The sequence below is a fragment of the Hymenobacter jeollabukensis genome, from assembly GCF_005771675.1.
GTDB lineage: Bacteria > Bacteroidota > Bacteroidia > Cytophagales > Hymenobacteraceae > Solirubrum > Solirubrum jeollabukense.
In genome coordinates, this window is the sequence record NZ_VAJM01000006.1 from 199,376 (window position 1) to 225,450 (window position 26,075).

Below are 26,075 nucleotides of genomic sequence, written 5' to 3' on the forward strand. Positions count from 1 at the left end.
CCCGCCGCCGTTCAGGAATGCAACGAACCGGCCGTTTCCTTCTTCTTTTGCCTTGTGATGCATAGTGTTGTTAATCGTTTGCTGACCGGCGGGCTCTTGCTGCTCGCCACGCTGCTGCCCGCGGCGGTGCGCGCCAGCGAGATTCTGATTCCCATGGACGAGGCCCAAAAGGAGCACCTGAAGGCCTACGGCGCGGCGTACTGGCTACTGACCAAGGAAGTGGAGGTAGACTGGCTGCTGAACTACCGCGGCGGGGCCTTTGCCTGCCCGGCCATGCAGGGCATGGAGCAGGAGCTGGCCATCCGCGGGGTGAGCTACCAGGTTATCAGCGACGCCCAGTACGCGGGCATCCTGGGCCAGATAGCCGACCCCAACGCCAACATGGACGTGATGAAGCTGGAGAAGGCGCCCAAGATTGCCGTGTACACGCCCAAGGGCAAGCAGCCCTGGGACGACGCGGTGACGCTGGTGCTGACCTACGCCCAGATTCCCTACACCGAAATCTACGACGACGAGGTGCTCGACGGCAAGCTCACCAAGTACGACTGGCTGCACCTGCACCACGAGGACTTCACCGGGCAGTACGGCAAGTTCTTCGCCTCCTACCGCAACCGCCCCTGGTACCAGCAGCAGCAGCGCGACTCCGAAGCCGCCGCCAAGCGCCACGGCTTCGGCAAAGTGTCGCAGATGAAGGCCTCGGTGGTGACCAAGATGCAGGAATTCGTGGCTGGCGGGGGCTTCCTGTTTGCCATGTGCTCGGCCACCGATACCTACGACATTGCCCTGGCCGGCCTGGGCGTGGACTTGGTGGAGAGCATGTACGACGGCGACCCGGCCGACCCGCAGGCCCAGCAGAAGCTCAACTACAACCGCACGCTGGCCTTCAAGGACTTCCAGATCGTGCGCGACCCGTACCAGTACGAGTACAGCAACATCGACATGCAGCCCTACGAGCGGGGCGTAGGCGAAGACAACGACTACTTCCAGCTGTTCACCTTCTCGGCCAAAAACGACCCGGTGCCCACCATGCTCACCCAGGACCACGAGAAAACCGTGAAAGGCTTCATGGGCCAGACCACGGCCTTCCGCAAGTCCCTGATCAAGTCCGACGTGCTGGTGCTCGGGGAAAACAAGACTTCGGGCGAGGTGCGCTACATGCACGGCGAGCTGGGCAAGGGCACCTGGACCTTTTTCGGCGGCCACGACCCCGAGGACTACCAGCACCTGGTGGAAGAAGAGCCCACCGACCTCTCGCTGCACCCCAACTCCCCGGGCTACCGCCTGATTCTGAACAATATTCTGTTTCCGGCGGCCAAAAAGAAAAAGCAAAAAACCTGATGCCATCTTTCCTTACCAAATGGAGCCGCGCCGGCCTCGGCGCGGCTTTTTTGTCAGTGGGGCTTACCCTAGCGGGCTGCCAGTCCTCGCCCACCCCCGCTCCTGATCCAACGCCTACCGCCCCCACGTTCTACCGCGGGGCCGACCTGTCGTTTTCGGCGGAGATTGAAGCGGCCGGCACCCGCTTTACCGACCAGGGCCAGACCGGCACGCCGCTGGCGCTGCTGCAGCGGCGCGGCCTGAACCTGGTGCGCCTGCGCCTGTGGCACACCCCGGCATCGGGGCACAGCAACCTGGCCGAGGTCGTTGGTTACGCCCGCCGCGCCCGCCAAGCCGGCTTGGCCGTACTCCTCGACCTGCACTACTCCGATACCTGGACCGACCCCGGCCAGCAGGCCCCGCCCCGCGCCTGGCAAAACCTCGCGGCTCCGGCGTTGCAGGACAGCGTGTACCAGTACACCCGCCGCGTGCTGCGCGCTTTCGAGGCCCAGCAGGCCACGCCCGATCTGGTGCAGATTGGCAACGAGATAAACGGCGGGATGCTCTGGCCGCAGGGCCGCATTCAGTCGGCCAGTGACTACCCGGCCCTGGCGGCGCTGCTGCGGCGCGGCCTGCAGGCCGTGACCGATGCCGACCCCGCGCACCGCATCCGCACGGTGCTGCACTTCGCCGGGCCCGTCGGGGCCGAGTTTTTCTTCGACCAGATGCAGCGGCAAAACGTGGCCTACGACGTGCAGGCGCTGTCGTATTACCCGCAGTTTCACGGCCGCAGCCTCGCCACGCTGCAGCAGCAGTTGACGGGCCTGGTCAACCGCTTCGGCAAGGACTTGCTGGTGGTGGAAACGGCCTACCCCTTCACGCTAGGCTGGAACGACTATACCCATAACTCCGTCGGGCAGGCCGATCAGCTGGTGCCGGGCTACGACGCGACGCCGGCCGGGCAGCGAGCCTACCTACTAGCGCTTCGTCAGTTAATCAAGGAGTTACCCGGCGGCCACGGCCTCGGCTTCTGCTACTGGGCGCCCGACTGGGTGGCCTTTAAAGGCCCCACGGCCACCAACGGCTCCGCCGCCGAAAACCAGGCCCTGTTCGACTTCACCAACGCGGGCGTGCCGGCGCTGGAGGCCTTCGGTGCCAATTAACTCCGCCGCTCCCGCGGCCCTCGAGCCCGGGCCTAAATTCCATCGGTAATGCTTTGAGGGTATCCGCCGGCGCGGCTTATGCGTTTGAATGGGCTGCACCCACCCCAGCCTGCATGGATACGGACCACGTCAACTACGGCCTCTCGGCCGCCAGCGCCGAAGAAAAAACGCCCATCGAAGACGCGCCCAACCCGCTGCCGCGGGCGGTGCTGCGCCTCAACAACGTGATGCTGCTCGACGGCGAGTGGCGCTTTGCCCTCGACGCCGACGACGCGGGCCTCAACGAAAGCTGGTACCTCGGCCGCGACTACGAGCACGTGGCCACCTGGCCCGGCTCGGTGGAAATGCACTTGGCCGAAGCCCGCGGCCTGAGCGACCCGGCCCGCTGGCACGACCAGGTGGTGGCCTGGTACGAGCGGGAATTCACCGTGCCGGCCTGCGCCGAGCCCGGCGGGCGCTGCATGTATCAGCTCACCTTCGGGGCCTGCGGCTACGAAACCCGGGTGTGGCTCAACGGCCGCCCGCTGCGCACCATCGAGGGCGAAGACGTGCACTACGGCGAGTACACCTCGTTTTCCTTCGAGCTGGACGAGAGCCTGCTGCTGCCCGTCAACCGTCTCACCGTGCGCATTGCCGACACGATGGACGCCGAGACACCGCGGGGCAAGCAGGAGTCGCACGTGTACAAGCGCGGCGGCATCTGGTACCAGACCTACACCGGGGCCGTGCGCTCGGTGTGGCTGGAAGTGGTGGAGCGCAACCGCCTCCGCTCCCGCGTGAGCGTGGTGAGCTTGGTGGAAGACCGGCTGGTGCGCTTCAATGTGGCTACCCGCATCCACGACCCGGGCCAGTACACGCTGCGCCTGCAGGTGTTTGAGCGCCCCAACGGGCACGGCCCCGCCACCGAGCCGCTGGCCTCGTCGGACTTCCCGCTGCGGCTGGAAGCGGGCCAGAAGCAGCAGCGCGTGGTGCTGGAAGTGCCCGGCGCGGAGCTTTGGTCGCCGGAGCACCCGCAGCTCTACCGCCTGGTGGCCGAGCTCATCGACGAGCACGGGTACGCAGCCCGCATCGAGGCGCAGTTTGGGCTGCGCAAGATCGAGGCGCGGGGCCGCTACGTGTACCTCAACAACGAGCCCACCTACCTCGACGGCATCCTCTACCAGCCCGGCACGGCCAGCTACGAGGAAATACGCCGCCATTTCCGGGCCATGAAGGAGCTGGGCTGCAACCTGGTGCGCGTACACATTGCCGGCGTCGACCCGCGCATCTACCAGCTGGCCGACGAGCTGGGCCTGCTGCTGTGGGTGGAAGTGCCCAGTCCGCACTCCTCCACCCCGCGCAGCCGCCAGAACCACCGCGCCGAGCTGCTGCGCATGCTGGCTTTGATGGAAACGCACCCGTCCATCGTCATCTGGAGCCTCTACAACGAGGACTGGGGCGCCCAGGACATTGCCTCCAACGCCGCCACCCGCCGCTACATCATCGACACCTACCACTACATGCACCTGGAGCACCCGCAGTTCCTGGTGGTCGACAACGACGGCTGGCAGCACATTTCCTGGGAGGGTCGGCTGAAGTCGGACCTGCTCACGGCCCACCTCTATACGCCCGCCCTGGACCGCTGGCGCGAGCTGCTCGACCAGCTCACCGCCGGCCAGCTGGAGGGCGTGGCGGCCTTTCCGCTGGTGGTCGGCGACCCGTTTTTCTACCGCCATCAGGTGCCGCTCATCGTCAGCGAGTGGGGCGGCTTCGGCTTCTCCGACTACGGCGGCCCCCAGGACGCGGCCGCCCGCACCGAGCAGATCCGGCAGTTCAAGCACGAGCTGCGCCAGCGCCCCATTGCCGGCGATGTGTACACCCAGGCCACCAACATCGAGGATGAGCGCAACGGCCTGATCGACCCGCAGACGGGCGAGCTGTCGGTGCCGGCGGGGCTGCTGGACTCACGCACTAAGCCGGAGCCGCCGCCTGCCACACCTAAACCAATAGTGTAGGCTACAGCCCTGAATTGACGCCATAACAAGCGCTTGTACCAACAAACACTGACACGCTTACCGCTTCATCCGCAGCGTCGCGGCCACTTTGCGAAAGTCCGCCACCGGATCGGTGACGGCAGCCGGCTTGGCAGTTGGTACTTTACCCTTCACCGGATTCTTTGGCGCTGGTTTGGCCGCTGAGGCCGGCGGTCCAAACACTACGCCGTGGAAAATCAGCGTAGCGTCCTCGTCGGTGCGGATGAGTTGGTAAAAGCTGTTGCGCCGCCCGCGCAGCGTGCTGCTGCCGCTGACTTCGTAGCCCGAACCGGACGGCAGCTGCCGCTCCTGGCTCTGCAGGGTAGCACCGGGCGTGGTCAGGGCCCGGACCAGGCGCAGCAGCCGCAGCCGGGCTTCTTCGGCGGGCAGCGGCGGCAGCACCTGCACGGAAAAGCGGGTGGCGAACGTATCGGGCACGGCGCCGGCGCTGCCCGCCGGGCCAAACACGTAGGTTTTGTCGGCGCGGCGCACTTCCAGCAGCTGGTAGGGCGTGCCGGTCAGGCTGAGGACGAAGGGCGCCAGCTCCAGCGGCGGCACCTGCCCTTGGGGGTCGTAGTAGCCGGTGAGCAGCATCTGCCGCAGCTCGGCTTCGGCCGCCGCGTCGTTATCGGGGTAGAGGCCAAACACCAGCGTGAAGCTGGCCGAGTCGCCGAAGGCCAGCATCATCAGGTCTTTGCCCGGTTCCAGGCTGGCGCCTTCGCCAAATACGGCCGGGTAGCCGTTGAACTGCAGCTCGTGCTGCCGCACTTCCTTGGCGCGACCAGCTAGGTACTGCTCGACCACTAGGCCGCGTATTTTCAGGAAGTTCCCCTCGCTCACGCGCAGCACTTCCAGCAGGGAGCCATCGGGTCGGGCCAGGCCATTGAGCGACTCTTCCGGCGCGTAGCCCGGGGCGGCCTGCACGTAGAACGTGGAGCCGGGCACGCGTCGGTGCCGGGCCGTGAGGGTGCTACGCACGGTGTCGGGCACAGTGCTTTCGGCCGTTTTTTCAGGCGTTTGGGCCGCAGCGGGTAGTCCGAAGCCCAGCAGGAGGCTCGCCAGCAGCCAGTGCCACAACACGTTAGCAGCCCGTCCTGGTCGGCTTGCAGATAGAGCCTTGGCTGCTTGGGCACTGGCCCGGCGTACGGAGAGTATCGTGTTGATGATGAGCATACGTAAGCACCCGTTAGCCGGTCCTGGTCTGCGAGCCACCAAAGCCTTGTTCGGGGGCCCAGTCAGGCAGTTTGGCTATCCAGGGGGTTTGGGTGTGCCAGGGTACCCCGGGCAGCGCACGGCGCAGCTTCCCCGCATCAATCAGCTCAGAGGAAAGACAAAGTACCTGCCCGTTCCGTAGCCACAACTCGCTGTAACCGAGAGGCCGCCACGGGGCTATTTTCACATCCTGAGATTGGTAATGCACCACTTCCAGCACATCTACCTTAGGAAAGCAGCGCCATTGTGTTGGGAAGCCGTAGCATAGCCCGAGTATGTCAACGCGCAGCTCCGCCCCTTTATGAAAATTACGGTGCGTGCGATAAGCCCGAAAATCCAGCCGGGAGTACAGCAACAGAGGCGAAAAGCACAGCGTTAGTAGACCTGCGGTTGTGAGCCGGCTGGTGAAAGACTTTTCTGCGGGGTAACCCAGCATAATCACCAGCAGCATTCCTCCAAACATGGCGAAGAGCGGCAGCCAGTGCCAGCGGCGAAGCAGGTAACCGCGCCAGCTTCGGGGAAAAGTGTGCAGACCGACGGCCTTAACGGCAGCTGCCATCAGTGCATTCGGTCGTCGCGCACCGGCAGGCTGGTCACGATGTCGCCCTCGATTTTGAGCAGCTCCTGCAGGCGCGCGTCCACTTCCTGCGGGTCGCAGTATTCCTTGGCTAGGTCCACGTAGGCCACGAAGTGCCCGGCCTCGGACACCATCAGCTCGTAGTAAAACTTGCTCAGCTCCTGGTCGGGAATGTGCTTCCAGAGCAGTTTGAACCGCTCGCAGCTGCGCGCTTCGATGAGCGCCGACACCAGCAGCTGGTCCATGAGCTGCCGCTCGCGGGCCCCGCCGCGGCGCACGTGCTTGAGCAGTTCCACCACGTACTCGTCGCGGCGCGGGCGGCCCAGCGGCAGACCGCGCTTGCGCAGCTCCTGCAGCACCCGCTCGAAGTGGCTCCATTCCTCGGCCACCAGCTCGGTCAGCTCGTCGACGAGGCGGGTTTTCTCGGGGTAGCTCACGATCAGCGAAATGCCGGTGCTGGCCGCTTTCTGCTCGCAGTAGGCGTGGTCGACGAGGATGTCGCCGATGTTTTTGCTGGCAATATCGACCCAGCGTGGGTCGGTGTTGAGCTTGAGCTTGAGGATGGTTTTTTCGCGCTGCTGAGCTACCTCGGTCGAGGGCAGCGCGGCGTTATGATCGGTCATAGTCGAGGATTGTCGAATGGCTAAATGGTCAAATTGCTGGTCGTTCTGCACTTGAAGCTATTATTCAGCCCACACATCAGAACAGCCAATCATTTAACTATTTAACAATTCAATCATTCAAAGTCGTTTAGTCGAAGAAGTTCCACTTCAGCCCGAGCTGGAAGCTGCGGGGGTTGCCGGTGTAGAAGGGCGTGGGGAAGTAGCCGGCTTCGGGCAAACCCTGGTTGACGTACGCCATTTTCAGGAACACCGATACCGTTTTGATGTCGGCCGTGAAGAACACGTCGGCCACCGCGAAGCCGCGGGAGGTGAAGTGGTCCTGCACGTAGAACTGCTGCACGCTCGGCGCATAGTCGTAGGGCGTCCAGCTCGACTGGAAGTAGGTCTCGACCCCGAACTGGCTGAACAGGGCTTTTTTGAAGATGAAGCCCTCGGCGTAGATGCGCGAGTTGCCCACCAGCTTCGGAACGCGCAGGCCCTCCCCTTCGCCGCCCTGCGTGAAGGTCACCTGGTTGTCGAGGCGCAGCAGGCCGTAGCTCAGCTGGTGGCGCAGAAAGCCCACCAACAGCTGCTTGCTGCCGTCGATCTGACGAGGCAGCAGGTCGCGGCGGTAGTTTTCGCGCTGGCCGTAATACACCAGGTTGTAGATGGTCACGAACGAGGCCGAGACCTGCACGCGCTGCTGCCAGGCCGCGTCGGCGCGGCTCAGGCGCTGGTTCAGGCTCACCGTGAGCTGGTCGACGGTGGTATTACCCACTCTGAGAATGTCGCCGGTGGCGGTGGTATCGGGCCAGGCGTGGTGGTTGCCCCGGAACTGCTGCTGGGTGAGCGTGGGCGCGTAGGTGGAGTGCAGAACCTCGCCGGTCAGCGGGCCGAAGCGCACGCGCCCGCGCAGCCATACTTCGTTGAAGAACTTGTACTCCCCGGCCGCTTCCACGTCGAACAGCTTGCGCCAGCGGAAGGAGGCCGTGCCGCCCACAAACAGCTGATTCGCCGTTACTTCGGGCAGCACGTCGATTTCCTGATCCGGGTTGCTGGCGCGCGACTGCGTGCGCAGCCGGGCGTTGCGGTAGCGGCCGTAGAGGCGGTATTCCAGAAAATCGGTGCGCCCAAGCAGGCCCAGGGTGTTTTCCAGCTGCCGGTAGGTGGAGCGGTCATCGGTCTGGGTCGAGCTGCGCAACACCTGGGCGTAGTAGTCGCGGTCAAGGGGGCCGAGGGTGAAGTCGTCGGTGTAGCGGTTGTACTGCCGGCGCCAGTCGAGCAGGTGGTAGGCGGTCAGGCCCCGGCCCACCAGGTTGTAGGTGTGGGTGAGGTGAAACTGGTCGCGGTGGTCCTTGTTCTGGGCCTGACGCAGCCACACATCCTCGCTGCGGTAGTCGAAAAGGAAGGAGAGCGTGTCTCCGTCGGTGGCGCGGGGCTTGATGCCGCCCTGCTCGATGGCACGGTGCCGGGCCTCGTAGTAGTTGAGCAGCACGTGGTACCGCTCGTCCTTGGTCTGGTAGCGGGCAAAGATGAGCACCCCGGCGTGCGTCACCTGCGGGTCGCGGCTGTTGGTAGTGCCCAGCTGCTTGTTGGCCCCGAACCGCTCGTAGGCAATGCCCACGTTCACCGCCTTTTTGATGCTGCGGGTGTAGGCGCCCTCGAAAATCTGCTCGCCGGCCCCGCCCTGCACGAAGCGGAAAAAGCTGTAGGGCGAGCGGGTGTCGTAGTACGGAATAGTGGCCGGGTCGCGGAAGTAGCGGTCGAAGGCGTTGCGGCCGACGCGGGCGCCGAGGCGGGTGTTGGGCTCCCACAGCAGGCGGCGCGAGGCCAGGGCCACGTTGCCCAGGCTTTGCTGGAAGGTACTGTCGTAGTACCAGTTGCGACTGTTGTGCATACCCGTCAGGGTGGTATCCAGCGGGTGACCGTCGGGCTGGTTGCGCAGCACATCCACCTCCCGCACGACGAGGGTGGTCTTGGGGCCGTAGATGGCCCGGGTGGAATCGTCGACCACCTGGGCGCGGCTCAGCGTGGGCAGCAGGCCCAGCGGCAGCCCCAGCAGGGGCAGCCACCAGCGGCCAGGGCGCGGGGAGGTCAAACGGCAGATAATAACGTCAGGCAACGGCACGGGGCGTAAGCAAGGGCGTGAGCAGGGCCTGCAGGCGCGCAGCGCCGTCGGCCAGGAAAGCGACCCGGATGGGAACGTAAAACAACGGCAAACTCGCCGCGCTGGTGTGCAAGGCCGGCTCGCGCAGGCGGGCGGCGTCCTTTTCGGTGGTAATAATAACGGCCCCGGCCGGCAACGCGGCGCCCAGCTGCCGCAGCTCGGCCGCCGTGAAGGCGTGGTGGTCGGCAAAGCGGTGGTGGGCGGCAATCGGGTGGCCGCGCCGCCGCAGCTCGGCCAGCAGGGGCTCGGGCTGGGCAATGCCGGTGAGTACCACGACGGGCTGACCGGCAGCGGGCAGCGGGCCCGCTTCGGCAAAAACCGGCTGCGGCGGGCCGTATTCGTAGCTCGAAAACAGCACGGGCACCCCGGAGCGGGCGTAGCGAAGGGCCCGGGCCGTGGCCTGCTGCCGGGCCGCCGCGGGCAGCTCCGCCGGACACTTGGTCACCACGATGACGTCGGCGCGGCGGGCGCCGCGGCGGCTTTCGCGCAGGCGGCCAGCGGGCAGCACGTGGTCGAGCCAGAAGGGCCGGGCCAGTTCGGTGAGCAGAATATTCAGGTCGGGGCGCACGCGGCGGTGCTGGTAGGAGTCGTCGAGCACCACGGCCGTCACCCCGGGCGCCTGGGCGGCCAGTTCGGCCAGGCCGTGGCGGCGGTCTTCGTCGACCACCACCGGCACCCGGCCGCCGAAGCCGTGAAAGTGCTGCCAGGGCTCGTCGCCGATGCTGGCGGCCGTGTCGGCGCTGGTGGCGCGGCGGAAGCCCCGGGTCTGGCGGCCGTAGCCGCGGCTGAGGATGGCCGGCTGCTGGCCCAGGTCGAGCAGCTGCTGCGTCAGCCAGGCCACGTGCGGGGTTTTGCCGGTGCCGCCTACGCGCAAGTTGCCCACGTTGATGAGCGGTACGGCCGCCGCCGTGCTTTGCCAGAAGCCCGTATCGTAGAGCCAGTTGCGCACCGCCGCCACGCCGGCGTACAGCCAGCTCAGGGGCAAGAGCAACAGGGTCAGCAAACGGGGCATGGCAGGCAGCCGCGCGGCACACGGCCACGACGGGCGGCAAAAATACGCGAAATGCCGCCGCCCCGGCCGCCCGCAGCGCTATTGCGTACTGATTTGGCCTATGACCGCGCCCTCCACCTTCGCCGACCGCCTGCTGGCCCTGCTCACCGCCTTCCCCGCCGCCCCGCCCCTGCCCGACGGCGTGCAGGCCCTGAACCCCTACCAAACCGAGCCCGCCCGCGGCCTGCTCACGCAGTTTGCCCAGCGCTACTACGCTGATAATAAGCCCCGCGTGGCCTTGCTCGGCATCAACCCCGGCCGCTTCGGCGCCGGAAGCACCGGCGTGGCTTTCACCGACCCGGCCGCCCTGGCCACGCACTGCGGCATTCCCAACGAGTTGCCGCGGCGGCCGGAGCTGTCGAGCCAGTTCGTGTACCAGCTCATCGACGCAGTGGGCGGGCCGGCGGCGTTCTACAGGCATTTTTACCTTGGTTCGCTGTATCCGCTGGTGCTCATGCGGGCGGGCCGCAACTACAATTATTACGATTCCCGGGCCGTGACGCAGGCGCTCTGGCCCGATTTGCAGCGGTCCTTGCAGCAGCAGGTGGCCGCCGGCCTGCGCCGCGACGTGGCCATCAGCCTGGGCCGCCGCAACGGGGAATATTTCACCAAGCTCAACCAGGAGCTGGGCCTGTTCGAGCGGATTCTCGTCTTCGACCACCCGCGCTTTATCATGCAGTACAAGCGCCGTGAAGCCCCCGATTACGCCCTGCGCTACGCGGCACGGCTTGCGGACCTGTTGTAAAGGCATTCAAGCGGGCACGGGGTCCGCTTAAGCTTTGCAGCCCCAGCAGACCCGGATGCATAACGAGCCGGGGCTAATCCACCCGAATCCAACGAAGCGTGAAGGTGGCCTGACCGCTGGTCTGGGTGTTGCGCAGCCAGACGTTGGTGGAGTTGTTGTCCACGTTCTCGTAGCTGACGGAGATAGACATACCTGTGCCACCCGCCCCGCTATCATCTACGCTAAACATTAGCGTGGGCTTGTAGCCCAGGTTGTGAAACCAGGTGAAGTGGCCCTGCACGCCGGCGTTCAGAGTTAGGGGGTTCGAGTACACGGCCTGGCGGATGCTCCCGTTCACGTCGAGCTTGCGCTGGGGCGTTGCGGTGCCCACGCCCACGTTGCCCGTGTTGTCGATGCGCAGGCCCTCGGTACCGCCGTCGTTGCTGAGCCAGTTGTTGTTGAGCCGCACGTTGGCCGTGGCCGTGTGGTTGCCCAGGTTGTCGGCCCCCGAGGGCAGCGTCACGCTGTTGCCCCCGCTGATGCTCAGCGACTGGCCGCTCACGTTCAGGGTTTGCGTCAGGTTAAACCAGCTTGTGCCGTTGAAATAGTAGTAGCCGGCCGTGCCATCGGTCTGATATACCAGCAGGCCCTGGGCCGGAGTGCTGATGGCCGTGCGCTGGGCCGCCGTCATGCGCGGGGCCAGCAGGCCCTTGCTGGTGGACTTCACCTCCAAGGCGGCGGAAGGATCGGGGCTGGCGGTGCCCACGCCCACCGACTGCGCCAAGGCAACTGGAGCGGTGAGCAGGAACAAGAGCAAAGTAGTAGTGTGCTTCATAGCAGGTAGTTGGTCGTGAATGCCCAATGCCTCACCTCGGGGCCGGGCTTGGGGCGAAACTATTTTTCCGCCCGACATCGTCCAACTGCGCAGCACACTTTATCCATAAAATCAGGTATTTACACTTAGAACGTCCCCGCATCGGGCAGCCGGGCTGACTTCGCGGGGCAGAGGAGTTCCGGTTCCTGAAGCCGCAAGCGAAAAGCCGCTACCGTATACCTTCGCAGCACTATGTCCGCAACCGTCCAAGACCTCACCCGCGCCCTCGAAGCCTGGGCGCCCCTGCCCTACCAGGAAAGCTACGACAACGCCGGCCTGCAGTGCGGCGACCCGCAGATGCTCGTCAAGGGCGTGCTTATTGCCCTCGACTGCACGCCAGCCATCATCGACGAGGCCGTGCGCCGGGGCTGCAACGTGGTCGTGGTGCACCACCCGGTCATTTTCGTGCCCCTCAAGCGCCTCACCGGGGCCACCGAGGTGGAGCGCACCATCATGCGCGCCCTGCGCCTCGACGTGGCCGTGTACGCGGCCCACACCAACCTCGACAACGTGCGTCACGGCGTGAGCCGCCACCTGGCCGAAAAGCTGGGCCTGACCAACCTGCGCATCCTCGACCCCAAGCCCGGCCTGCTCGGCAAGCTCATCACCTACGTGCCGCCCGCTCACACCGCAGCCGTGCTGCAGGCCCTCTACGCCGCCGGCGCCGGCCAGGTGGGCGACTACCACGACTGCAGCTTTCGCCTCGACGGCACCGGCACCTTCACGCCCGGCCCCCATACGAACCCGACCGAAGGCGAAAGGAATGTTCCGCAAACCGTGCCGGAGCAGCGGGTGGAAGTGCTGCTGCCGCTGCACCTGCAGCACAAAGCGTTGGCGGCGCTGCGCCAGGCGCATCCCTACGAGGAAGTGGCCTACGAGCTGATCAAGCTGGAAAACGTAAACCAGGAAGTTGGCTCCGGCATGATCGGGGAGCTGCCCGAGGCGCTGCCGGCCAAGGACTTTCTGCGCCTGCTGCGCGAGCGGCTCGGCGTGCCGGTGGTCAGGCACACCGAGTTCCACGCCGTGATTCGCCGGGTGGCGGTGTGCGGCGGGGCCGGCTCCTTCCTCACGAAGAAAGCCGTGGCCGCCGGCGCCGATGCCTACGTGACCGGCGACATCAAATACCACGAGTTTTTTGCCCCCGAAGGCCGCCTGCTGCTCTGTGACGTGGGCCACTACGAGAGCGAGCAATATACCGGGGAGTTGTTTCGCGAATTGCTTAGGGAGAAATTTGCGCGTACTTTTGCGGTCTTGTTAGCCGAGACCCCCACGAACCCTGTTCGCTATGATTTCTAATTCCGCTTCGGACATCACCGTAGCCAGCAAGCTGGAAGCCCTGCTCAACCTGCAACGCATTGACTCGCAGCTCGACGAAATTCGGCGCGTGCGCGGCGACTTGCCGGAGGAAGTGCGCGACCTGGAAGACGAAATTGCCGGCTACGAAGTCCGCGTTTCGAAATTCGACGAGGAAGTAGCGAGCCTGAACGACCAGATCAAGGCCCGCAAGCAAGCCGCCAAAGACGCCGAAGTACTGATCCGTCGCTACGAGGACCAGCAGCAGAACGTGCGCAACAACCGCGAGTACGAAGCCATCGGCAAGGAAATGGAGCTGCAGAAGCTCGAAATCCAGATTTCCGAGAAGAAGATTCGCGAGTTCCAGTACCAGATCGACCAGAAAAACCAGGAAATCAGCGGCACCAAGCTGCGCCTGGACGAGCGCCGCAAGGACCTGACCAACAAGCAGTCGGAACTGCAGGTTATCGTGGGCGAGAGCGAAGCCGATGAGCAGAAGCTCGTGGCTGAGCGCGAAGTAGCCGCCAAGCCTGTGGAAGACCGCCTGCTGTCGGCCTACACCCGCATCCGCGGCAACGCCCGCAACGGCCTGGCCGTGGTGATGGTGAAGCGCGACGCCTGCGGCGGCTGCTTCAACACGGTGCCCCCGCAGCGCCAGGCCGACATCATTGCCCACAAGAAAATCATCGTGTGTGAGCACTGCGGCCGCATTCTGGCCGACGTGGAAGCCCGCGCATAAGTTTTCGTTGCGCGTTTTGCGTTGTTTGTTTTTCGAAAAGGAACGGCCCCGTGTCGTTCCTTTTTTCATTGTTCGGATGAAGGTTCTCGCAGAGGTGCGCCGAGGGTTGCGCGCAGGCGCGCTACGAGCGGCCCTGCTCCTGCTGCCGCTTTGCGTCTGCGCGGCGCAGGAACCGGATTCGAACAACGAACAACGAACAACAAACAACGAAACGGCGTCCGACCAGCTCAGCCCCGCCGCCCGCCGCGCCTATACCGAGCTGCTGAAGCTGCGCACCGGCACGGCCCAGGCCCTGGCGCGGACGGAGCTGCGGCAACAGCCCGGCAGCCCCGGCGCCCTGCTGGTGGCCGAGGGCGCGGGTTTTGCCGAGCTGGTCATCAGCCAGGACGCCAGTCGCTACCAAACCATTATCGACCAGCAGGATGCCGCCCTGGCGGCCCTGGACGCGCAGCCGCGCACGGCCCTGCGCGACTACGTGCGCGGCGAGATTCGCCTGCACCAGGCCGTGGCCCAGGTGATGTTCGGCCACGAACTGCAGGGCGCCTGGAGTTTGCGCCAGGCCTACCTGCAGGTGCAGCAGAACGCCCGGCGCTGGCCCGGCTACCTGCCTACGGTAAAGACCCTGGGTTTGTGCGAGTTTCTGATCGGCTCGGTGCCCGAGGGCTACCGCTGGTTTCTGAACCTGCTGGGCCTGCCCGGCAACACCGAAGCCGGGCTGCAGCACCTGCGCACCGCCGCCCAGCGCCCCCACGACTTCCAGCCCGAAGCGCAGATTCTGGTGGCCCTGATCCGGCAGACCTACTACGGCGCCGATGAGGAAGCCGCCGCGCTGGTAGCCCGCCTCAGCCGCGAGCAGCCCGATAACCTGCTGTTCAGCTACCTGGGCATGTCGGTGCAGAAAAAGCTGCACCACGCCGACCAGGCCCTGGCCTACTACCGCAATCAGCCCACCGGCCCCACCTACGTGCCCGTGGCCTACCTGCACCACATGGCCGCCGACCTGCTGCTTTACCAGGGTCAGTACACGGCTTCGGAGCGGGCCAACCAGCAGTTTCTGAGCGAGTACCGCGGCGTGCACTACCGCAAGGATGCCTGGTTTAAGCTCTACCTCGCCTACTGGCTCAGCGGCGACGCGGCCCAGGCCGAGCGCAGCCGCCAGCAGATCAGCAAGGGCGGCGACACCACCGTGGAAGAGGACCGCTACGCCCAGCGCTTCGTCGACGACCGGGTGCCGCTCAGCCGCCCGCTCACCCGCGCCCGCCTGCAAATCGACGGGGGCTACTACCGCCCGGCCCTGGCCACGCTGGATGAGTTTCGGGCCACCGGTGCCACCCCGCTGCGCGACCGGCTGGAGGAGCCCTACCGCCGCGCCCGCGCCTACCACGGCCTGCAGCGGCTCGATTCGGCCCGGCTGTACTACGGGCGCTGCATCACGGCCAGCGGCACGGCGCCGTATTATTTTGCCCCGCAGTCGGCCCTACAACTAGGTTATATTTGCCAGGAAGCCGGCCAGAAAGCCCAGGCGAAGGCGTATTTTCAGCAGGCGCTGAGCTACGGTAAGCACGAGTATAAAACCAGCACCGACGCCAAGGCCAAGGTGGCGCTGGCGAGTTTGAAATGACGCCGACTTTTTCCCCGGCCCAGGCCCTGCGCTGGGCCGCCCGGTTCCCGTACTGCGCCTACTACGTGCCGGCCGTGGGCACCGCCGCGCCCGGCGGCGCCTTCGCGCACCTGCTGGCCGTGGGCACTGCGGCTATACCCGGCCCCGATTCGTTGGCCGGGCTGGATGCGTGGCTGGCCGCCCAGGCTGACGCAGCGGCCCCACGCTGCGGCTTGCTCACCTACGACCTCAAAAACGAGGTGGAGCCCCTGCTCCACAGCCGGCACCCCGACGGTCTGCACTGGCCCGCCCTGCACTTCTTCGTGCCCGACAAGTGGCTGCGCTGGCACCCCGACGGCCGCCTGGAAACCCACGGCCTGACCGCCGACGACCTGCACACCATTGAAGCCACACCTACGGCTGCCGCCCCCACCGCCCCGGTGCCCGCGCTACGCCCCCGCCTGCCCCGCGCCGAGTATCTGCGGGCCGTGGAAGCCGTGCGCGAGGACATTCTCAACGGCGAAGTCTACGAGCTGAACCTCTGCCAGGAGTTTTTCGCCGAAGGCGTCCAGCTGGAGCCCGTCGACACGTTTCTGAAGCTGCTCGATGCCTCGCCCACGCCCTTCGCCGGCTTTTATAAGTGGCAGGACCGGTTTCTGCTCTGCGCCTCGCCCGAACGGTTTCTGCGCCGCGACGGGGAGCAGCTGCTGTCCCAGCCCATCAAGGGCACCAGCCGACGCGGCGCCACGCCCGAGGAAGATGAGCAGCAGCGCCACGCCTTGTTGCACGACGAAAAGGAGCGCGCCGAGAACCTGATGATTGTGGACCTGGTGCGCAACGACCTGGCCCGCGTCAGCCGCCCCGGCACGGTGCAAGTGCCCGAGCTGTTCGGCCTCTACCCCTTCCGCCACGTCTGGCAGATGATTTCGACCGTCACCAGCCAGCCCGCGCCCGGCACAACTCTCGCCGATACCTTACGCGCCACCTTCCCGATGGGCTCCATGACCGGCGCGCCCAAGGTGCGGGCCATGCAGCTCATCGAGCAGTACGAGCGGGCCCGCCGCGGCCTCTACAGCGGCAGCATCGGCTACACCTGGCCCGGTGGCGACTTCGACTTCAACGTGGTCATCCGCAGCCTGCAGTACCGCCAGGATACCGGCTACCTCAGCTTCCAGGTCGGCTCGGCCATTACCTACGACTCGGTACCGGAACGCGAATACGAGGAGTGCCTGTTGAAAGCCAAAGCCCTGCTGGAAGTGCTGGACAGTGAAATTGTTGAATGGTCAAATGGCTAAATGGTTGGTCGTTCAGGCGTGCCGCAGGAACACACAGCCATTTAACAGTTTAACCGTTTAGCCATTCAACGAAACTGCCAAACTGTCATTTCTCCCCCGGAAGCCGTACCTTTGCCCTCCTTACGCTGATTTTCCGAGGCCATGTCTCAACCCCTGCTTACGCTCGATTTCCTGGATAACGCCCCCGCGCCGGCCGCCGACCAGCTGCCCGCCGACGTGCGCGTGACCGAAGCTACCCACACCGGCCGGCAGCGCCGGCTCTACATCGAGAGCTACGGCTGCCAGATGAACTACTCCGACTCCGAAATCGTGTCGAGCATCCTCTACGACGAGGGCTTCGACACCACCACGGAGCTTTCGGAGGCTGACCTGGTGCTGCTCAATACCTGCTCCATCCGCGAAAAGGCGGAGGTGACGGTGCGGCAGCGCCTCAAGGAAATCAACTCCCACAAGCGCAAGCGGCCGGGCCTGCTGGTGGGCGTGCTGGGCTGCATGGCCGAGCGCCTGAAGAGCAAGTTCCTGGAGGAGGAGAAGATTGTGGACCTGGTGGTCGGCCCCGATGCCTACCGCGACCTGCCGAACCTGATCCGGGACGTGGACAATGGGCAGCGGGCGGTGAACGTGCTGCTGAGCCGGGAGGAAACCTACGCCGATATCACGCCGGTGCGCCTGAACTCCAACGGCATCACCGCCTTCGTGAGCATCATGCGCGGCTGCGACAACATGTGCTCGTTCTGTGTGGTACCCTTCACCCGGGGCCGGGAGCGGAGCCGCGACGCCCACAGCATCGTGGCCGAAGCTCAGTCGTTGTTCAACCAGGGCTTCAAGGAAGTAACGCTACTGGGCCAGAACGTAGATAGTTACAAGTGGCAGTCGGAAGACGGCACTGAGCAAGTGAACTTCGCCGGCCTGCTGGAACGGGTGGCCCTTGTCAGCCCCGAGCTGCGCATCCGCTTCTCCACCTCCCACCCCAAGGACATCACCGACGAGGTACTGCACACGATGGCCAAGTACGACAACGTGTGCAACTACATCCACCTGCCCGCCCAGAGCGGCAACTCCCGGGTGCTCAAGCTGATGAACCGCACCTACGACCGCCCGTGGTACCTCGACCGCGTGGCCGCCATCCGCCGCATCCTCGGCGAGGACTGCGGCATCTCGACCGACATGATTGCCGGCTTCTGCTCCGAAACCGAGGAGGAGCACCAGGAAACGCTGAGCCTCATGGACCACGTCAAATACGACATGGCCTACATGTTCTTCTACTCGGAGCGCCCCGGCACCCTGGCCGCCCGCAAGCTGGAGGACGACATTCCGCTGGACGTGAAAAAGCGCCGCCTGGCCGAAATCATCGAGCGGCAGCAGCAGCACAGCCTCGTGCGCAGCCAGCAGGGCGTGGGCAAGGTCCACCGCGTGCTGGTGGAGGGCGTCTCGAAGCGCAGCGAAGAGCACCTGAGCGGCCGCAACGACCAGAATAAAGTGGTCATCTTCCCCCGCCAGCACTTCAAAAAAGGCGACTACGTGAACGTGCTCGTCCACGAATGCACCAGCACGACCCTACTCGGCAACGCGGTAGCGTAAGCTCCCATGAACGTCATGCCGAGCGCAGTCGAGGCATCTCGCTAGATAGTAATCTACTCGTTGGACGAAAAAATTACTATCCGCTATCAGCACGCGAGATGCTTCGGCTTCGCTCAGCATGACGTTCTGGATTTCTACCGCCGCTGGTAAAATATCCGCCGCCGCTGTTCGTCTATTCCCCGAAAACCACTCGGATTTGACACCTTCTGAAATACAGTCCATCAAGCAGCGCTTCGGCATCATCGGCAATGCCGCGTCGCTGAACTTCGCCATTCAGGTGGCCGCGCAGGTGGCCCCGACCGACATGACCGTGCTCATCACGGGCGAAAGCGGCTCGGGCAAGGAATCGTTTTCCAAGATCATCCACGCCCTCTCCCCGCGCAAGCACGGGCAGTTTATTGCCGTCAACTGCGGCGCCATCCCGGAGGGCACGATTGATTCGGAGCTGTTTGGGCACGAAAAGGGCTCGTTTACGGGCGCCACGGAGGCCCGCAAGGGCTACTTTGAGGTGACCAACGGCGGCACCATTTTCCTGGACGAAATCGGAGAAATGCCGCTGGGCACCCAGGCCCGGCTGCTGCGCGTGCTCGAAAACGGGGAATTTATCCGCGTCGGCTCGTCGAAAGTGCAGAAAACCGACGTGCGCGTGGTGGCGGCCACCAACGTGAACCTGCTCAACGCGGTGCAGGAAGGCCGCTTCCGCGAGGATCTGTACTACCGCCTCAACACGGTGCCCATCACGGTGCCGCCGCTGCGCGAGCGGGGCGAGGATATCTACCTGCTGTTCCGCAAGTTCGCCACCGACTTTGCCGAGCGCTACCGCGTAAAGCCCATCACCCTCACGCCCGACGCCCAGCAGGAGCTGATGCGCTTCCGCTTCCCCGGCAACATCCGCCAGCTCAAGAACATAGCCGAACAGATGTCGGTGCTGGAAACCGACCGCGAAATCGAAACCCGCGGGCTGCGCCGCTACCTGCCCCAGGACCAGTCGTCGAACCTGCCGATGCTGCTGGGCGCCACCGCCGACGGCACCGCCCCGCAGGGCCTCTCCGAGCGCGACCTGCTCTACAAGGTGCTCTTCGATATGCGCCGCGACATGACCGACCTCAAGCGCCTGGTGCTGGAAGTAGCGGCCGGCGCGGCCCGCGGCGGCGACGGCGCCGGGCAGGCCCAGGAGCTGGTGCGCCAGAACAGCCACCTCTTCACCAACGTGGGCAGCAACCTGAGCGTGACGCCCTACGACGGCGGCAGCCGCCTCGGCGGGCGCCCGACCGAATCAGCAGAGCCCTTTATTCTCAGCGCCGAGCCGGCCGACGCCGACTACGTGGACGACGAGGTGCAGCGCGTGGAGGACATCACCCACGAGACCGAGGAGGAGAGCCTTTCGCTGGAAGCCAAGGAAAAGGAAATGATTATCAAGGCGCTCAAAAAGCACCACAACAAGCGCAAGTACGCCGCCCAGGATTTGGGCATCTCGGAACGCACGCTCTACCGCAAGCTCAAGCAGTATGACCTGGAATAAGCCCCGCGTGCTCCGCCCCTTCGGGCTGCTGACGGCCTTGCTGCTCAGCCTATTGCCGCTGTCGGGCTGCGGCGTATACTCCTTCACCGGCACCAGCATCGACTACACCCAGATCAAGACCTTCTCGATTGCGGTGTTTCAGAATAATGCCTCCAACGGCCCCTCTTTCCTCGCCCAGCGCCTCACCGAGGACATGAAGGACTACTTCCTGCGCAACACCACCCTGAAGCTGGTGCCCCGCGATGGGGACTTGCAGTTCGAGGGGCAGATTGTGGCCTACGACTTTGCCCCGGCGGCCATTCAGAGCACCAACGGGCAGGACCAGGCCGGCATCAACCGCCTCACCATCCAAGTGCGGGTGAAATTCACCAATACCAAGGACTCCAAGCAGGACTTCGAGCAGACGTTTCAGAGCAACGCCGACTTCCCGGCGGCTACCAACGTATCGAGCATCATGAACGATCCGGCGGCCAACCGCCGCATCACCGACCGCATCATCACCGACGTGTTCAATAAATCGGTAGCCAACTGGTAAGCGGGCGGTTTTTGGCTTGCCAACTGGCTAAATTCCCGTATTGTTGCGGCCCCATTTGGCGAATTCGCCTTTTCCGCGTCTTTGCGTCAAGGGCTGACCGGCCACCGGCCGCTGTCATCAGCCATTTAACAATCAAATAGTTAACCAATGAACCGCGCCTCGCTGTTGCACATCCTGGACCACGCCAGCGGTATTTCGGAGGCCGAAGTGCGGGAGTTGGAGCAACTGGCCGCGGCCTTTCCTTACTGCCAGACGGCCCACCTGCTGCTGGCCAAAGCCGCCCACGACCGCGGCAGCATGCTGGCCGGCCAGCGCCTGCGCCGCGCCGCCACCTACGCCGCCGACCGGGAGTTGTTGCGCGCCCTGATCGAGCAGCCAGCCGCTGACCGCCTGGCCGTGAGTGCGGAAGCCGTAGCGGCACCGTATTCGCCCGCTGCGCCAGTTGCAGAGACCGTAGCCGTTCGTGCTGCTGATCAGGCTTCTAGCACTGATTCGTTGGTCGCGGCCGAGGAACCAGAGGTCAGCGAAGTCACTGCCCCCGCTGCCGATCAGACCGCTACGGCCGCAACGGCCGCCCCGCCTGACGCGCTGGTTGCTGCCCCCGATGCCGGGTCCGCTAGGGTTCCGGCGCCGGATTCAGCACACTCTGCGGCTGAAACCTCAGCAGTGGGGGCTGATTCGGCGGCGGAAGAGCAGTTAGCAGATGAAGCTGCTATTGCTGCTTCGGCCGAAGCGAGCAGCGACATACCAGTCGCAACCACGGAAGAGGAGGTCTTCGATGCCGAGGCAGCAGCTGCAGCCGGTGCCAGCAAGACAGCAGAAGAACTAGCTGACATTGAGCCGATTGACGTTGAACCGACTGATGTAGCGCCAGCTGACACGCCGGTGAAACCCACTGCCGATAGCCCGGGCACCGAGCTGACAGCCGCTGAGGCGGAACCGGTATCCACGGACACTGCGCCCGAAGTCATAACGACGGCAGAACCAGAAGTGGCTCCGGCCGCCCCGGAAACGGACCTGACCATGCCCGGGGCAGCGGCCGAAGCTGTGCCCGCGCCTCTGGTGGCCCAGCTTGCCGCCGCCGATGAGCTGCCCCTGGCCGCGCCGCCCATCCGGCCGCCGGTGGAAGCGGGCAGCTCCCGCTTCGAATTCGGCCTGGGCGACGCGCCCGAGCCCGACCCGGCTTACCTGCTGCCGGAAATACCCGAGGCCCCCGCACCCGGCACCATCCCGCCCTACCGCGCCGACGAACTGCTGGCCTACGCCCTGAGCAGCGGCAGCCGCTTCGGCGCCGCCCTCACCCTGCGCGTCGCCGAGCTGACCCAGGACCTGCCCACCGCCGCCACGTGGCACCCCGACGCGGCCCTGCAGGCTCACGCCGCCGCTCACCGCCCCGCGCCGCCCGCCCTGCCCTCGTCGCTGGCGCTGATTGACAAGTTCTTGCGCAGCCAGCCGCGCATCAAAACCGCCCAGCGCCCCGCCCCGACCGATTCGCCGCAGGCCGATTTGTCGGTGCGCAGCACCAGCGCGGCACCCAGCCTGGCGTCCGAGAGCCTGGCCAAAATCATGGTCCGGCAGGGCAAAATCGGGCGGGCCATTGAAATTTACGAGCAGCTGATGCAGCGGCAGCCGGAAAAAAAGGCGTATTTTGCCGCTCAAATTGACTTACTGAACCAACAACCGGAGTAGATGTACACCGCTATTATTGTCATTGCCCTCTTCGTCTGCTTGCTGCTGGCCCTCGTAGTGCTGGCCCAAAACTCGAAGGGCGGCGGCCTGGCCGGTGGCTTTTCGGCCGGCGGCACGGCCCAGCTCATGGGCGTAAAGCGCACCGGCGACCTGCTGGAGCGCCTGACCTGGGGCTTCGCCATTGCCCTGATGGTACTGGCGCTTGGCTCGCACGTGGTGCTGAGCACCTCGGGCAACGGCCCGGTACGCAGCGTGAACCAGCAAAAAGCCATGGAGGCCCGCCTGCCCGCAGCGGCGCCTGTAACGGCCCCCGGCGCCGCTGCTCCGGCGCAGCCTGGCGCTACGGCTCCCGCCGCCGCCCCGGCTGCGCAGCCCGCAGCTCCCGCAACTGCTCCGGCTCAGTAACCAACTCAGCCCCGTTTCAGACCGGCGGCTTTTCGCAGCAGCGAAAAGCCGCCGGTTCTTTTTTTGCGGCGCGGCGGCGGCAGTTTGCCTATACTTGCGCCGCTCCGGCCGCCGTCCTGTCAGGTCGCGTGTCAGGTGCGGCGCCCAACTCCGGCTGAAAGCTCTTCAGACGGGGGCATTCTGTCAGTTTTGAGCCGATTGGCTACGGCTGGCACAAGAAATGCCCGGCCGCTGCCGACTCTATAGTCGTCTTTCCCTCCAACTTCAACATACCAAACCTAACACCACAGTATGGCAGTTAGCATCAAACCGCTGGCCGACCGCGTTATCATCGCGCCGGCTGCCGCCGAAGAGAAAACCAAGTCGGGCATCATCATCCCCGACACGGCCAAGGAAAAGCCGCAGCGCGGCGAAGTAGTAGCCGTGGGCTCCGGTAAGACCGAAAACGGGACGCTGGTGAAGCCGCAGGTATCGGTGGGCGACCAAGTGCTCTACGGCAAGTACGCCGGCACCGAAATTACCGTCGACGGCCAGGACTACCTCATCATGAAGGAGTCGGACATTTTCGCCATCCTGTAAGCATTTCCCCTCTAATACCCATAGCACAGCCCCATGGCCGCTAAACTCGTTCACTTTGACATTGAAGGCCGCAACAAGCTCGTTGCCGGCGTAGATAAACTGGCTAACGCCGTGAAGGTAACCCTTGGCCCGAAAGGCCGCAACGTGGTTATCGACAAGAAATTCGGCGCTCCGACCATCACCAAGGACGGCGTAACCGTAGCGAAAGAAATCGAGCTGAAGGACCCCATCGAGAACATGGGCGCCCAGCTGGTAAAGGAAGTGGCTTCCAAAACCGCCGACCAGGCCGGTGACGGCACCACCACCGCCACGGTACTGGCCCAGGCCATCTACCGCGCCGGTCTGAAAAACGTAGCCGCCGGGGCCAACCCGATGGACTTGAAGCGCGGCATCGACAAGGCGGTACACGCCGTCGTGGCCAACCTGAAGGCCCAGTCGAAAAAGATTGAAAACTCGTCGGAAATTGCTCAGGTAGGCACCATTTCGGCCAACAACGACCAGGAAATCGGCAAAATGATTGCCGACGCCATGGACAAAGTGGGCAAGGAAGGCGTCATCACCGTAGAAGAAGCCCGCGGCACCGAAACCGAAGTGAAAACGGTGGAAGGCATGCAGTTCGACCGCGGCTACCTCTCCCCCTACTTCGTGACCAACGCGGAGAAGATGGAAGTGGAGCTGGACTCGCCCTTCATCCTGATCTACGACAAGAAAGTCAGCACCATGAAGGAGCTCCTGCCGGTGCTCGAGCAAGTGGTGCAAACCGGCAAGCCCCTGCTGATCATCGCCGAAGATGTGGACGGTGAGGCACTGGCTACGCTGGTGGTGAACAAACTGCGCGGCTCGCTGAAAATCGCTGCCGTGAAGGCTCCGGGCTTCGGTGACCGTCGCAAGGCCATGCTGGAGGACATTGCGGCCCTGACCGGCGGCACCGTTATCAGCGAAGAGCGCGGCTACAAGCTGGACAACGCGACGCTGGATTACCTCGGCCAGGCCGAGAAAATCATCGTTGACAAGGACAACACGACCATCGTCAACGGCAAAGGCGGCAAAGAGGACATCACCGCCCGCGTCGGTCAGATCAAGGCCCAGATCGAGACGACCACCTCGGACTACGACAAGGAGAAGCTGCAGGAGCGCCTCGCCAAGCTCTCGGGCGGCGTAGCCATCCTCTACATCGGTGCCAGCACCGAGGTGGAGATGAAGGAGAAGAAAGACCGCGTAGACGACGCGCTGCACGCTACCCGCGCCGCCGTAGAAGAAGGCGTGGTACCTGGCGGTGGCGTGGCCCTGGTGCGCGCCCTCGATGCCCTGGAAGCCGTTGACACCATCAACAGCGACGAGCGCACCGGCGTGAACATCATCCGCACCGCTCTGGAGGCTCCCCTGCGCACCATCGTGGCCAACGCCGGTGGCGAAGGCTCGGTCGTGGTGCAGAAAGTGCGCGAAGGCAAAGGTGACTTCGGCTACAACGCCCGCGAGGACAAGTACGAAAACCTGATGGCCGCCGGTATCCTCGACCCGACCAAGGTGACCCGCCTGGCCCTCGAAAACGCTGCTTCCATTGCTGGCCTGCTGCTGACCACGGAGTGCGTGATTTCGGAGGAAGCCGAAGACAAAGCCGACGCCGGCCACGCTGGTGGCATGGGCGGTATGGGTGGCATGGGCGGCATGATGTAATCAGCCGGCCCGAGCTGCACTGCTCTGGTTCAATAAAAAGCCCTGCCGGACCTGGTCCGGCGGGGCTTTTTGCGTGTGGTAACCGGCTTTAGCTGCCTTGCCACCAGGCCAGCAGCGCTTCGCCCAGCACCCCACCGAGGCGGCTCATGATGAACCCCGCCGCCATCAGCAGGGCCAGGTACCGGACCGGGGCGCGCCGGGCTGTCAGCGTAGGCAACAGTACGTTCAGGACGTTGTTGGCCGGATAGAGCAGCACCATGGCGGCCAAGGCCATGGCCCAGCTGTTAGCCGACGAGGCTACGGCGTCGGCAGCGGGCGTGGTGTTCAGGGCCAGGGCAGCTCCCCAAAGCAGTACCGATAGTCCGAGCACAATTCCGCAGGCGACAACGAGGCGGCCCAGTGGCCCCGGCCCGCCAGCCGGCTGCCGGCTGACCCACAGCCAAGCGAGCAGCAGCCCCACCAACGGCCCGGCCACCATCAGTCCGATGCTCAGCGACGACCCGACTTGCACGCCGTCGTAAGTTAGGCTGGGCATCAGCACCATTAGCACCACCGTCAGCACGTCGGCCAGCATGAGCACGACCAGCAGCCCGAGGCTGCGCAGGCCGACCCGGAAGCTGCAGTAAATCAAGGCAGCCGAAATCAATGCTGCACTGAGCAGCTGCAATATCCAAACGGGCTCGGCTCGCAACAGCCACCAAGCGCTGCCGGCTGCCAGGAACAGCAGCCCGATTGATGGGCCCAGCCACAAACGGCCCGGCGACGCGGATTCTTCGGTTTCCGATGCACCCGCCTTGGGCAGCAGCGCCAGCAACATGACCACTGCGGCAGCACTGGCGGCCGTCATACCCAAGCCCGTGGGGTAGCCAAACCCCGAGGCAAGAGGTATGACCACCGTCGAGGCCATGAACGCCCCGGCCATGACGAAAGCCGTTAGCAGCACGAAGCCCGTCAGCTGGTTGCGCGAATCGTCGCGGGCGAATAGCTGCCCAACCGAGGCATACAGGGCGGGCGCCAATAGGGCATTGCCCAGCACCTGCAGCACCAAGCCCATGCATACCAGCTCCCACCCCAACGCACCACTCAGGCTGGCGCCAACCAGCACCAGTTGCCCCAGCAGCAGCACCACGCCGCCAGCCAGCCGGGCGCGGGCTAGGCCCCAATACCGGTCGGCAATGAACGCCCCGGCCAGCGGCAGCAGGCACAGCAGCGCATCGATGGTAGTGAGCAAGGGGCTGACCTGAGTCCGTGGCACCTGCAGCTGCTCCTCCAGAAAGATGGTCAGGACGCTGCGGGTGCCATAGTACGTCAGGCGCTCCAGGCCGATAATCATGCCCAGCCAAAGCAGGTTCGGGGCGGCCGAGGTACGGGGGCGGGCCTGCGGCCGGGCTGGTAAGGTGACGTATTGGTGCGTCATATGCGCGAATAAGGGCGGAAAAAAGCCCGCCGAAATCAATCGAC

General features: G+C 64.8%; 22 protein-coding genes. 15 read left to right on the forward strand and 7 right to left on the reverse strand.

The features are described from left to right. Positions 1-57: 57 nt before the first annotated feature. The 3 genes from FDY95_RS14655 to FDY95_RS14665 all read left to right on the forward strand — a co-directional run bounded on the left by FDY95_RS14655 (position 58) and on the right by FDY95_RS14665 (position 4,474). The gene (locus FDY95_RS14655; protein WP_138079013.1) at positions 58-1,338 is read left to right on the forward strand and encodes an asparagine synthetase B; all 1,281 of its coding nucleotides are present in this window, start codon (positions 58-60) and stop codon (positions 1,336-1,338) included. Next, on the forward strand, positions 1,338-2,480 hold the full coding sequence (locus tag FDY95_RS14660; RefSeq protein ID WP_138078766.1) for a glycoside hydrolase family 53 protein: 1,143 nt from the start codon (positions 1,338-1,340) through the stop codon (positions 2,478-2,480). Before FDY95_RS14655 ends, FDY95_RS14660 begins: the two co-directional genes overlap by 1 nt. Before the next feature lie 113 nt (positions 2,481-2,593). Next, positions 2,594-4,474, forward strand: coding sequence for a glycoside hydrolase family 2 protein (locus FDY95_RS14665; protein WP_138078768.1), 1,881 nt, complete (start codon positions 2,594-2,596; stop codon positions 4,472-4,474). Between the two features lie 57 nt (positions 4,475-4,531). Here the strand turns inward: FDY95_RS14665 and FDY95_RS14670 are convergent, their stop codons facing one another. From FDY95_RS14670 to lpxK, 5 genes are all read right to left on the reverse strand, one after another. After that, on the reverse strand, positions 4,532-5,470 hold the full coding sequence (locus FDY95_RS14670; protein WP_171025687.1) for a hypothetical protein: 939 nt from the start codon (positions 5,468-5,470) through the stop codon (positions 4,532-4,534). 208 nt (positions 5,471-5,678) lie between these two features. Further along, positions 5,679-6,263, reverse strand: a complete 585-nt coding sequence (locus tag FDY95_RS14675; RefSeq protein ID WP_138078771.1) for a hypothetical protein — start codon at positions 6,261-6,263, stop codon at positions 5,679-5,681. Beyond that, positions 6,263-6,904 (reverse strand): tRNA-(ms[2]io[6]A)-hydroxylase, encoded by a 642-nt coding sequence (miaE, locus tag FDY95_RS14680; RefSeq protein WP_138078774.1) that lies wholly within the window; start codon positions 6,902-6,904, stop codon positions 6,263-6,265. Before miaE ends, FDY95_RS14675 begins: the two co-directional genes overlap by 1 nt. A 127-nt stretch (positions 6,905-7,031) precedes the next feature. Next, positions 7,032-8,981: a putative porin gene (locus FDY95_RS14685; protein ID WP_171025688.1), complete on the reverse strand. Its 1,950-nt coding sequence runs from the start codon at positions 8,979-8,981 to the stop codon at positions 7,032-7,034. 16 nt (positions 8,982-8,997) lie between these two features. After that, positions 8,998-10,062: a tetraacyldisaccharide 4'-kinase gene (gene lpxK, locus FDY95_RS14690; protein ID WP_138078778.1), complete on the reverse strand. Its 1,065-nt coding sequence runs from the start codon at positions 10,060-10,062 to the stop codon at positions 8,998-9,000. A 100-nt stretch (positions 10,063-10,162) separates the two neighbouring features. Here lpxK and FDY95_RS14695 point away from each other — a divergent pair, with 100 nt between their 5' ends. Next, positions 10,163-10,846 carry a uracil-DNA glycosylase family protein gene (locus FDY95_RS14695; RefSeq protein ID WP_138078780.1) on the forward strand — a complete coding sequence of 228 codons (684 nt, stop codon included), beginning with the start codon at positions 10,163-10,165 and terminating at the stop codon, positions 10,844-10,846. Between the two features lie 73 nt (positions 10,847-10,919). Here FDY95_RS14695 and FDY95_RS14700 read toward each other — a convergent pair whose 3' ends face one another. Further along, a complete protein-coding gene (locus FDY95_RS14700; protein ID WP_138078782.1) occupies positions 10,920-11,660 on the reverse strand; it encodes a hypothetical protein in 741 nt (246 codons plus the stop codon). A gap of 231 nt (positions 11,661-11,891) precedes the next feature. Here FDY95_RS14700 and FDY95_RS14705 point away from each other — a divergent pair, with 231 nt between their 5' ends. From FDY95_RS14705 to groL, 11 genes are all read left to right on the forward strand, one after another. After that, positions 11,892-12,995 carry a Nif3-like dinuclear metal center hexameric protein gene (locus FDY95_RS14705; protein ID WP_138078784.1) on the forward strand — a complete coding sequence of 368 codons (1,104 nt, stop codon included), beginning with the start codon at positions 11,892-11,894 and terminating at the stop codon, positions 12,993-12,995. Beyond that, a complete protein-coding gene (locus tag FDY95_RS14710; RefSeq protein WP_111476949.1) occupies positions 12,985-13,731 on the forward strand; it encodes a zinc ribbon domain-containing protein in 747 nt (248 codons plus the stop codon). Before FDY95_RS14705 ends, FDY95_RS14710 begins: the two co-directional genes overlap by 11 nt. A gap of 76 nt (positions 13,732-13,807) precedes the next feature. After that, on the forward strand, positions 13,808-15,352 hold the full coding sequence (locus tag FDY95_RS14715; RefSeq protein ID WP_138078786.1) for a tetratricopeptide repeat protein: 1,545 nt from the start codon (positions 13,808-13,810) through the stop codon (positions 15,350-15,352). Then, on the forward strand, positions 15,349-16,626 hold the full coding sequence (locus tag FDY95_RS14720) for an anthranilate synthase component I family protein (RefSeq protein ID WP_138078788.1): 1,278 nt from the start codon (positions 15,349-15,351) through the stop codon (positions 16,624-16,626). Before FDY95_RS14715 ends, FDY95_RS14720 begins: the two co-directional genes overlap by 4 nt. Positions 16,627-16,767: 141 nt before the next feature. Further along, complete coding sequence (miaB, locus tag FDY95_RS14725; protein ID WP_138078790.1) at positions 16,768-18,207, forward strand: tRNA (N6-isopentenyl adenosine(37)-C2)-methylthiotransferase MiaB; 1,440 nt, start codon at positions 16,768-16,770, stop codon at positions 18,205-18,207. 196 nt (positions 18,208-18,403) lie between these two features. Then, complete coding sequence (locus tag FDY95_RS14730) at positions 18,404-19,729, forward strand: sigma-54 interaction domain-containing protein (protein WP_138078792.1); 1,326 nt, start codon at positions 18,404-18,406, stop codon at positions 19,727-19,729. Then, positions 19,716-20,264 (forward strand): LptE family protein, encoded by a 549-nt coding sequence (locus FDY95_RS14735; protein ID WP_138078794.1) that lies wholly within the window; start codon positions 19,716-19,718, stop codon positions 20,262-20,264. The genes FDY95_RS14730 and FDY95_RS14735 overlap by 14 nt, the downstream gene beginning before the upstream one ends. A 147-nt stretch (positions 20,265-20,411) precedes the next feature. Then, a complete protein-coding gene (locus FDY95_RS14740) occupies positions 20,412-21,953 on the forward strand; it encodes a hypothetical protein (protein ID WP_138078796.1) in 1,542 nt (513 codons plus the stop codon). After that, on the forward strand, positions 21,954-22,358 hold the full coding sequence (gene secG / locus FDY95_RS14745; protein ID WP_138078798.1) for a preprotein translocase subunit SecG: 405 nt from the start codon (positions 21,954-21,956) through the stop codon (positions 22,356-22,358). Between the two features lie 291 nt (positions 22,359-22,649). Continuing rightward, positions 22,650-22,937 (forward strand): co-chaperone GroES, encoded by a 288-nt coding sequence (gene groES, locus FDY95_RS14750; RefSeq protein ID WP_111476960.1) that lies wholly within the window; start codon positions 22,650-22,652, stop codon positions 22,935-22,937. Positions 22,938-22,970: 33 nt separating this feature from the next. Further along, positions 22,971-24,614, forward strand: coding sequence for a chaperonin GroEL (groL, locus tag FDY95_RS14755; RefSeq protein WP_138078800.1), 1,644 nt, complete (start codon positions 22,971-22,973; stop codon positions 24,612-24,614). Positions 24,615-24,702: 88 nt separating this feature from the next. Here groL and FDY95_RS14760 read toward each other — a convergent pair whose 3' ends face one another. Then, positions 24,703-26,031: an MFS transporter gene (locus FDY95_RS14760; RefSeq protein WP_138078802.1), complete on the reverse strand. Its 1,329-nt coding sequence runs from the start codon at positions 26,029-26,031 to the stop codon at positions 24,703-24,705. Positions 26,032-26,075: the final 44 nt, after the last annotated feature.

Coding starts and splice junctions, on each gene's coding strand:
- FDY95_RS14655 (WP_138079013.1), top strand. CDS start 58: ATGCATAGTGTTGTTAATCGTTTGCTGACCGGCGGGCTCTTGCTGCTC.
- FDY95_RS14660 (WP_138078766.1), top strand. CDS start 1,338: ATGCCATCTTTCCTTACCAAATGGAGCCGCGCCGGCCTCGGCGCGGCT.
- FDY95_RS14665 (WP_138078768.1), top strand. CDS start 2,594: ATGGATACGGACCACGTCAACTACGGCCTCTCGGCCGCCAGCGCCGAA.
- FDY95_RS14675 (WP_138078771.1), bottom strand. CDS start 6,263: ATGGCAGCTGCCGTTAAGGCCGTCGGTCTGCACACTTTTCCCCGAAGC.
- miaE (WP_138078774.1), bottom strand. CDS start 6,904: ATGACCGATCATAACGCCGCGCTGCCCTCGACCGAGGTAGCTCAGCAG.
- lpxK (WP_138078778.1), bottom strand. CDS start 10,062: ATGCCCCGTTTGCTGACCCTGTTGCTCTTGCCCCTGAGCTGGCTGTAC.
- FDY95_RS14695 (WP_138078780.1), top strand. CDS start 10,163: ATGACCGCGCCCTCCACCTTCGCCGACCGCCTGCTGGCCCTGCTCACC.
- FDY95_RS14700 (WP_138078782.1), bottom strand. CDS start 11,660: ATGAAGCACACTACTACTTTGCTCTTGTTCCTGCTCACCGCTCCAGTT.
- FDY95_RS14705 (WP_138078784.1), top strand. CDS start 11,892: ATGTCCGCAACCGTCCAAGACCTCACCCGCGCCCTCGAAGCCTGGGCG.
- FDY95_RS14710 (WP_111476949.1), top strand. CDS start 12,985: ATGATTTCTAATTCCGCTTCGGACATCACCGTAGCCAGCAAGCTGGAA.
- FDY95_RS14715 (WP_138078786.1), top strand. CDS start 13,808: ATGAAGGTTCTCGCAGAGGTGCGCCGAGGGTTGCGCGCAGGCGCGCTA.
- FDY95_RS14720 (WP_138078788.1), top strand. CDS start 15,349: ATGACGCCGACTTTTTCCCCGGCCCAGGCCCTGCGCTGGGCCGCCCGG.
- miaB (WP_138078790.1), top strand. CDS start 16,768: ATGTCTCAACCCCTGCTTACGCTCGATTTCCTGGATAACGCCCCCGCG.
- FDY95_RS14735 (WP_138078794.1), top strand. CDS start 19,716: ATGACCTGGAATAAGCCCCGCGTGCTCCGCCCCTTCGGGCTGCTGACG.
- FDY95_RS14740 (WP_138078796.1), top strand. CDS start 20,412: ATGAACCGCGCCTCGCTGTTGCACATCCTGGACCACGCCAGCGGTATT.
- secG (WP_138078798.1), top strand. CDS start 21,954: ATGTACACCGCTATTATTGTCATTGCCCTCTTCGTCTGCTTGCTGCTG.
- groES (WP_111476960.1), top strand. CDS start 22,650: ATGGCAGTTAGCATCAAACCGCTGGCCGACCGCGTTATCATCGCGCCG.
- groL (WP_138078800.1), top strand. CDS start 22,971: ATGGCCGCTAAACTCGTTCACTTTGACATTGAAGGCCGCAACAAGCTC.
- FDY95_RS14760 (WP_138078802.1), bottom strand. CDS start 26,031: ATGACGCACCAATACGTCACCTTACCAGCCCGGCCGCAGGCCCGCCCC.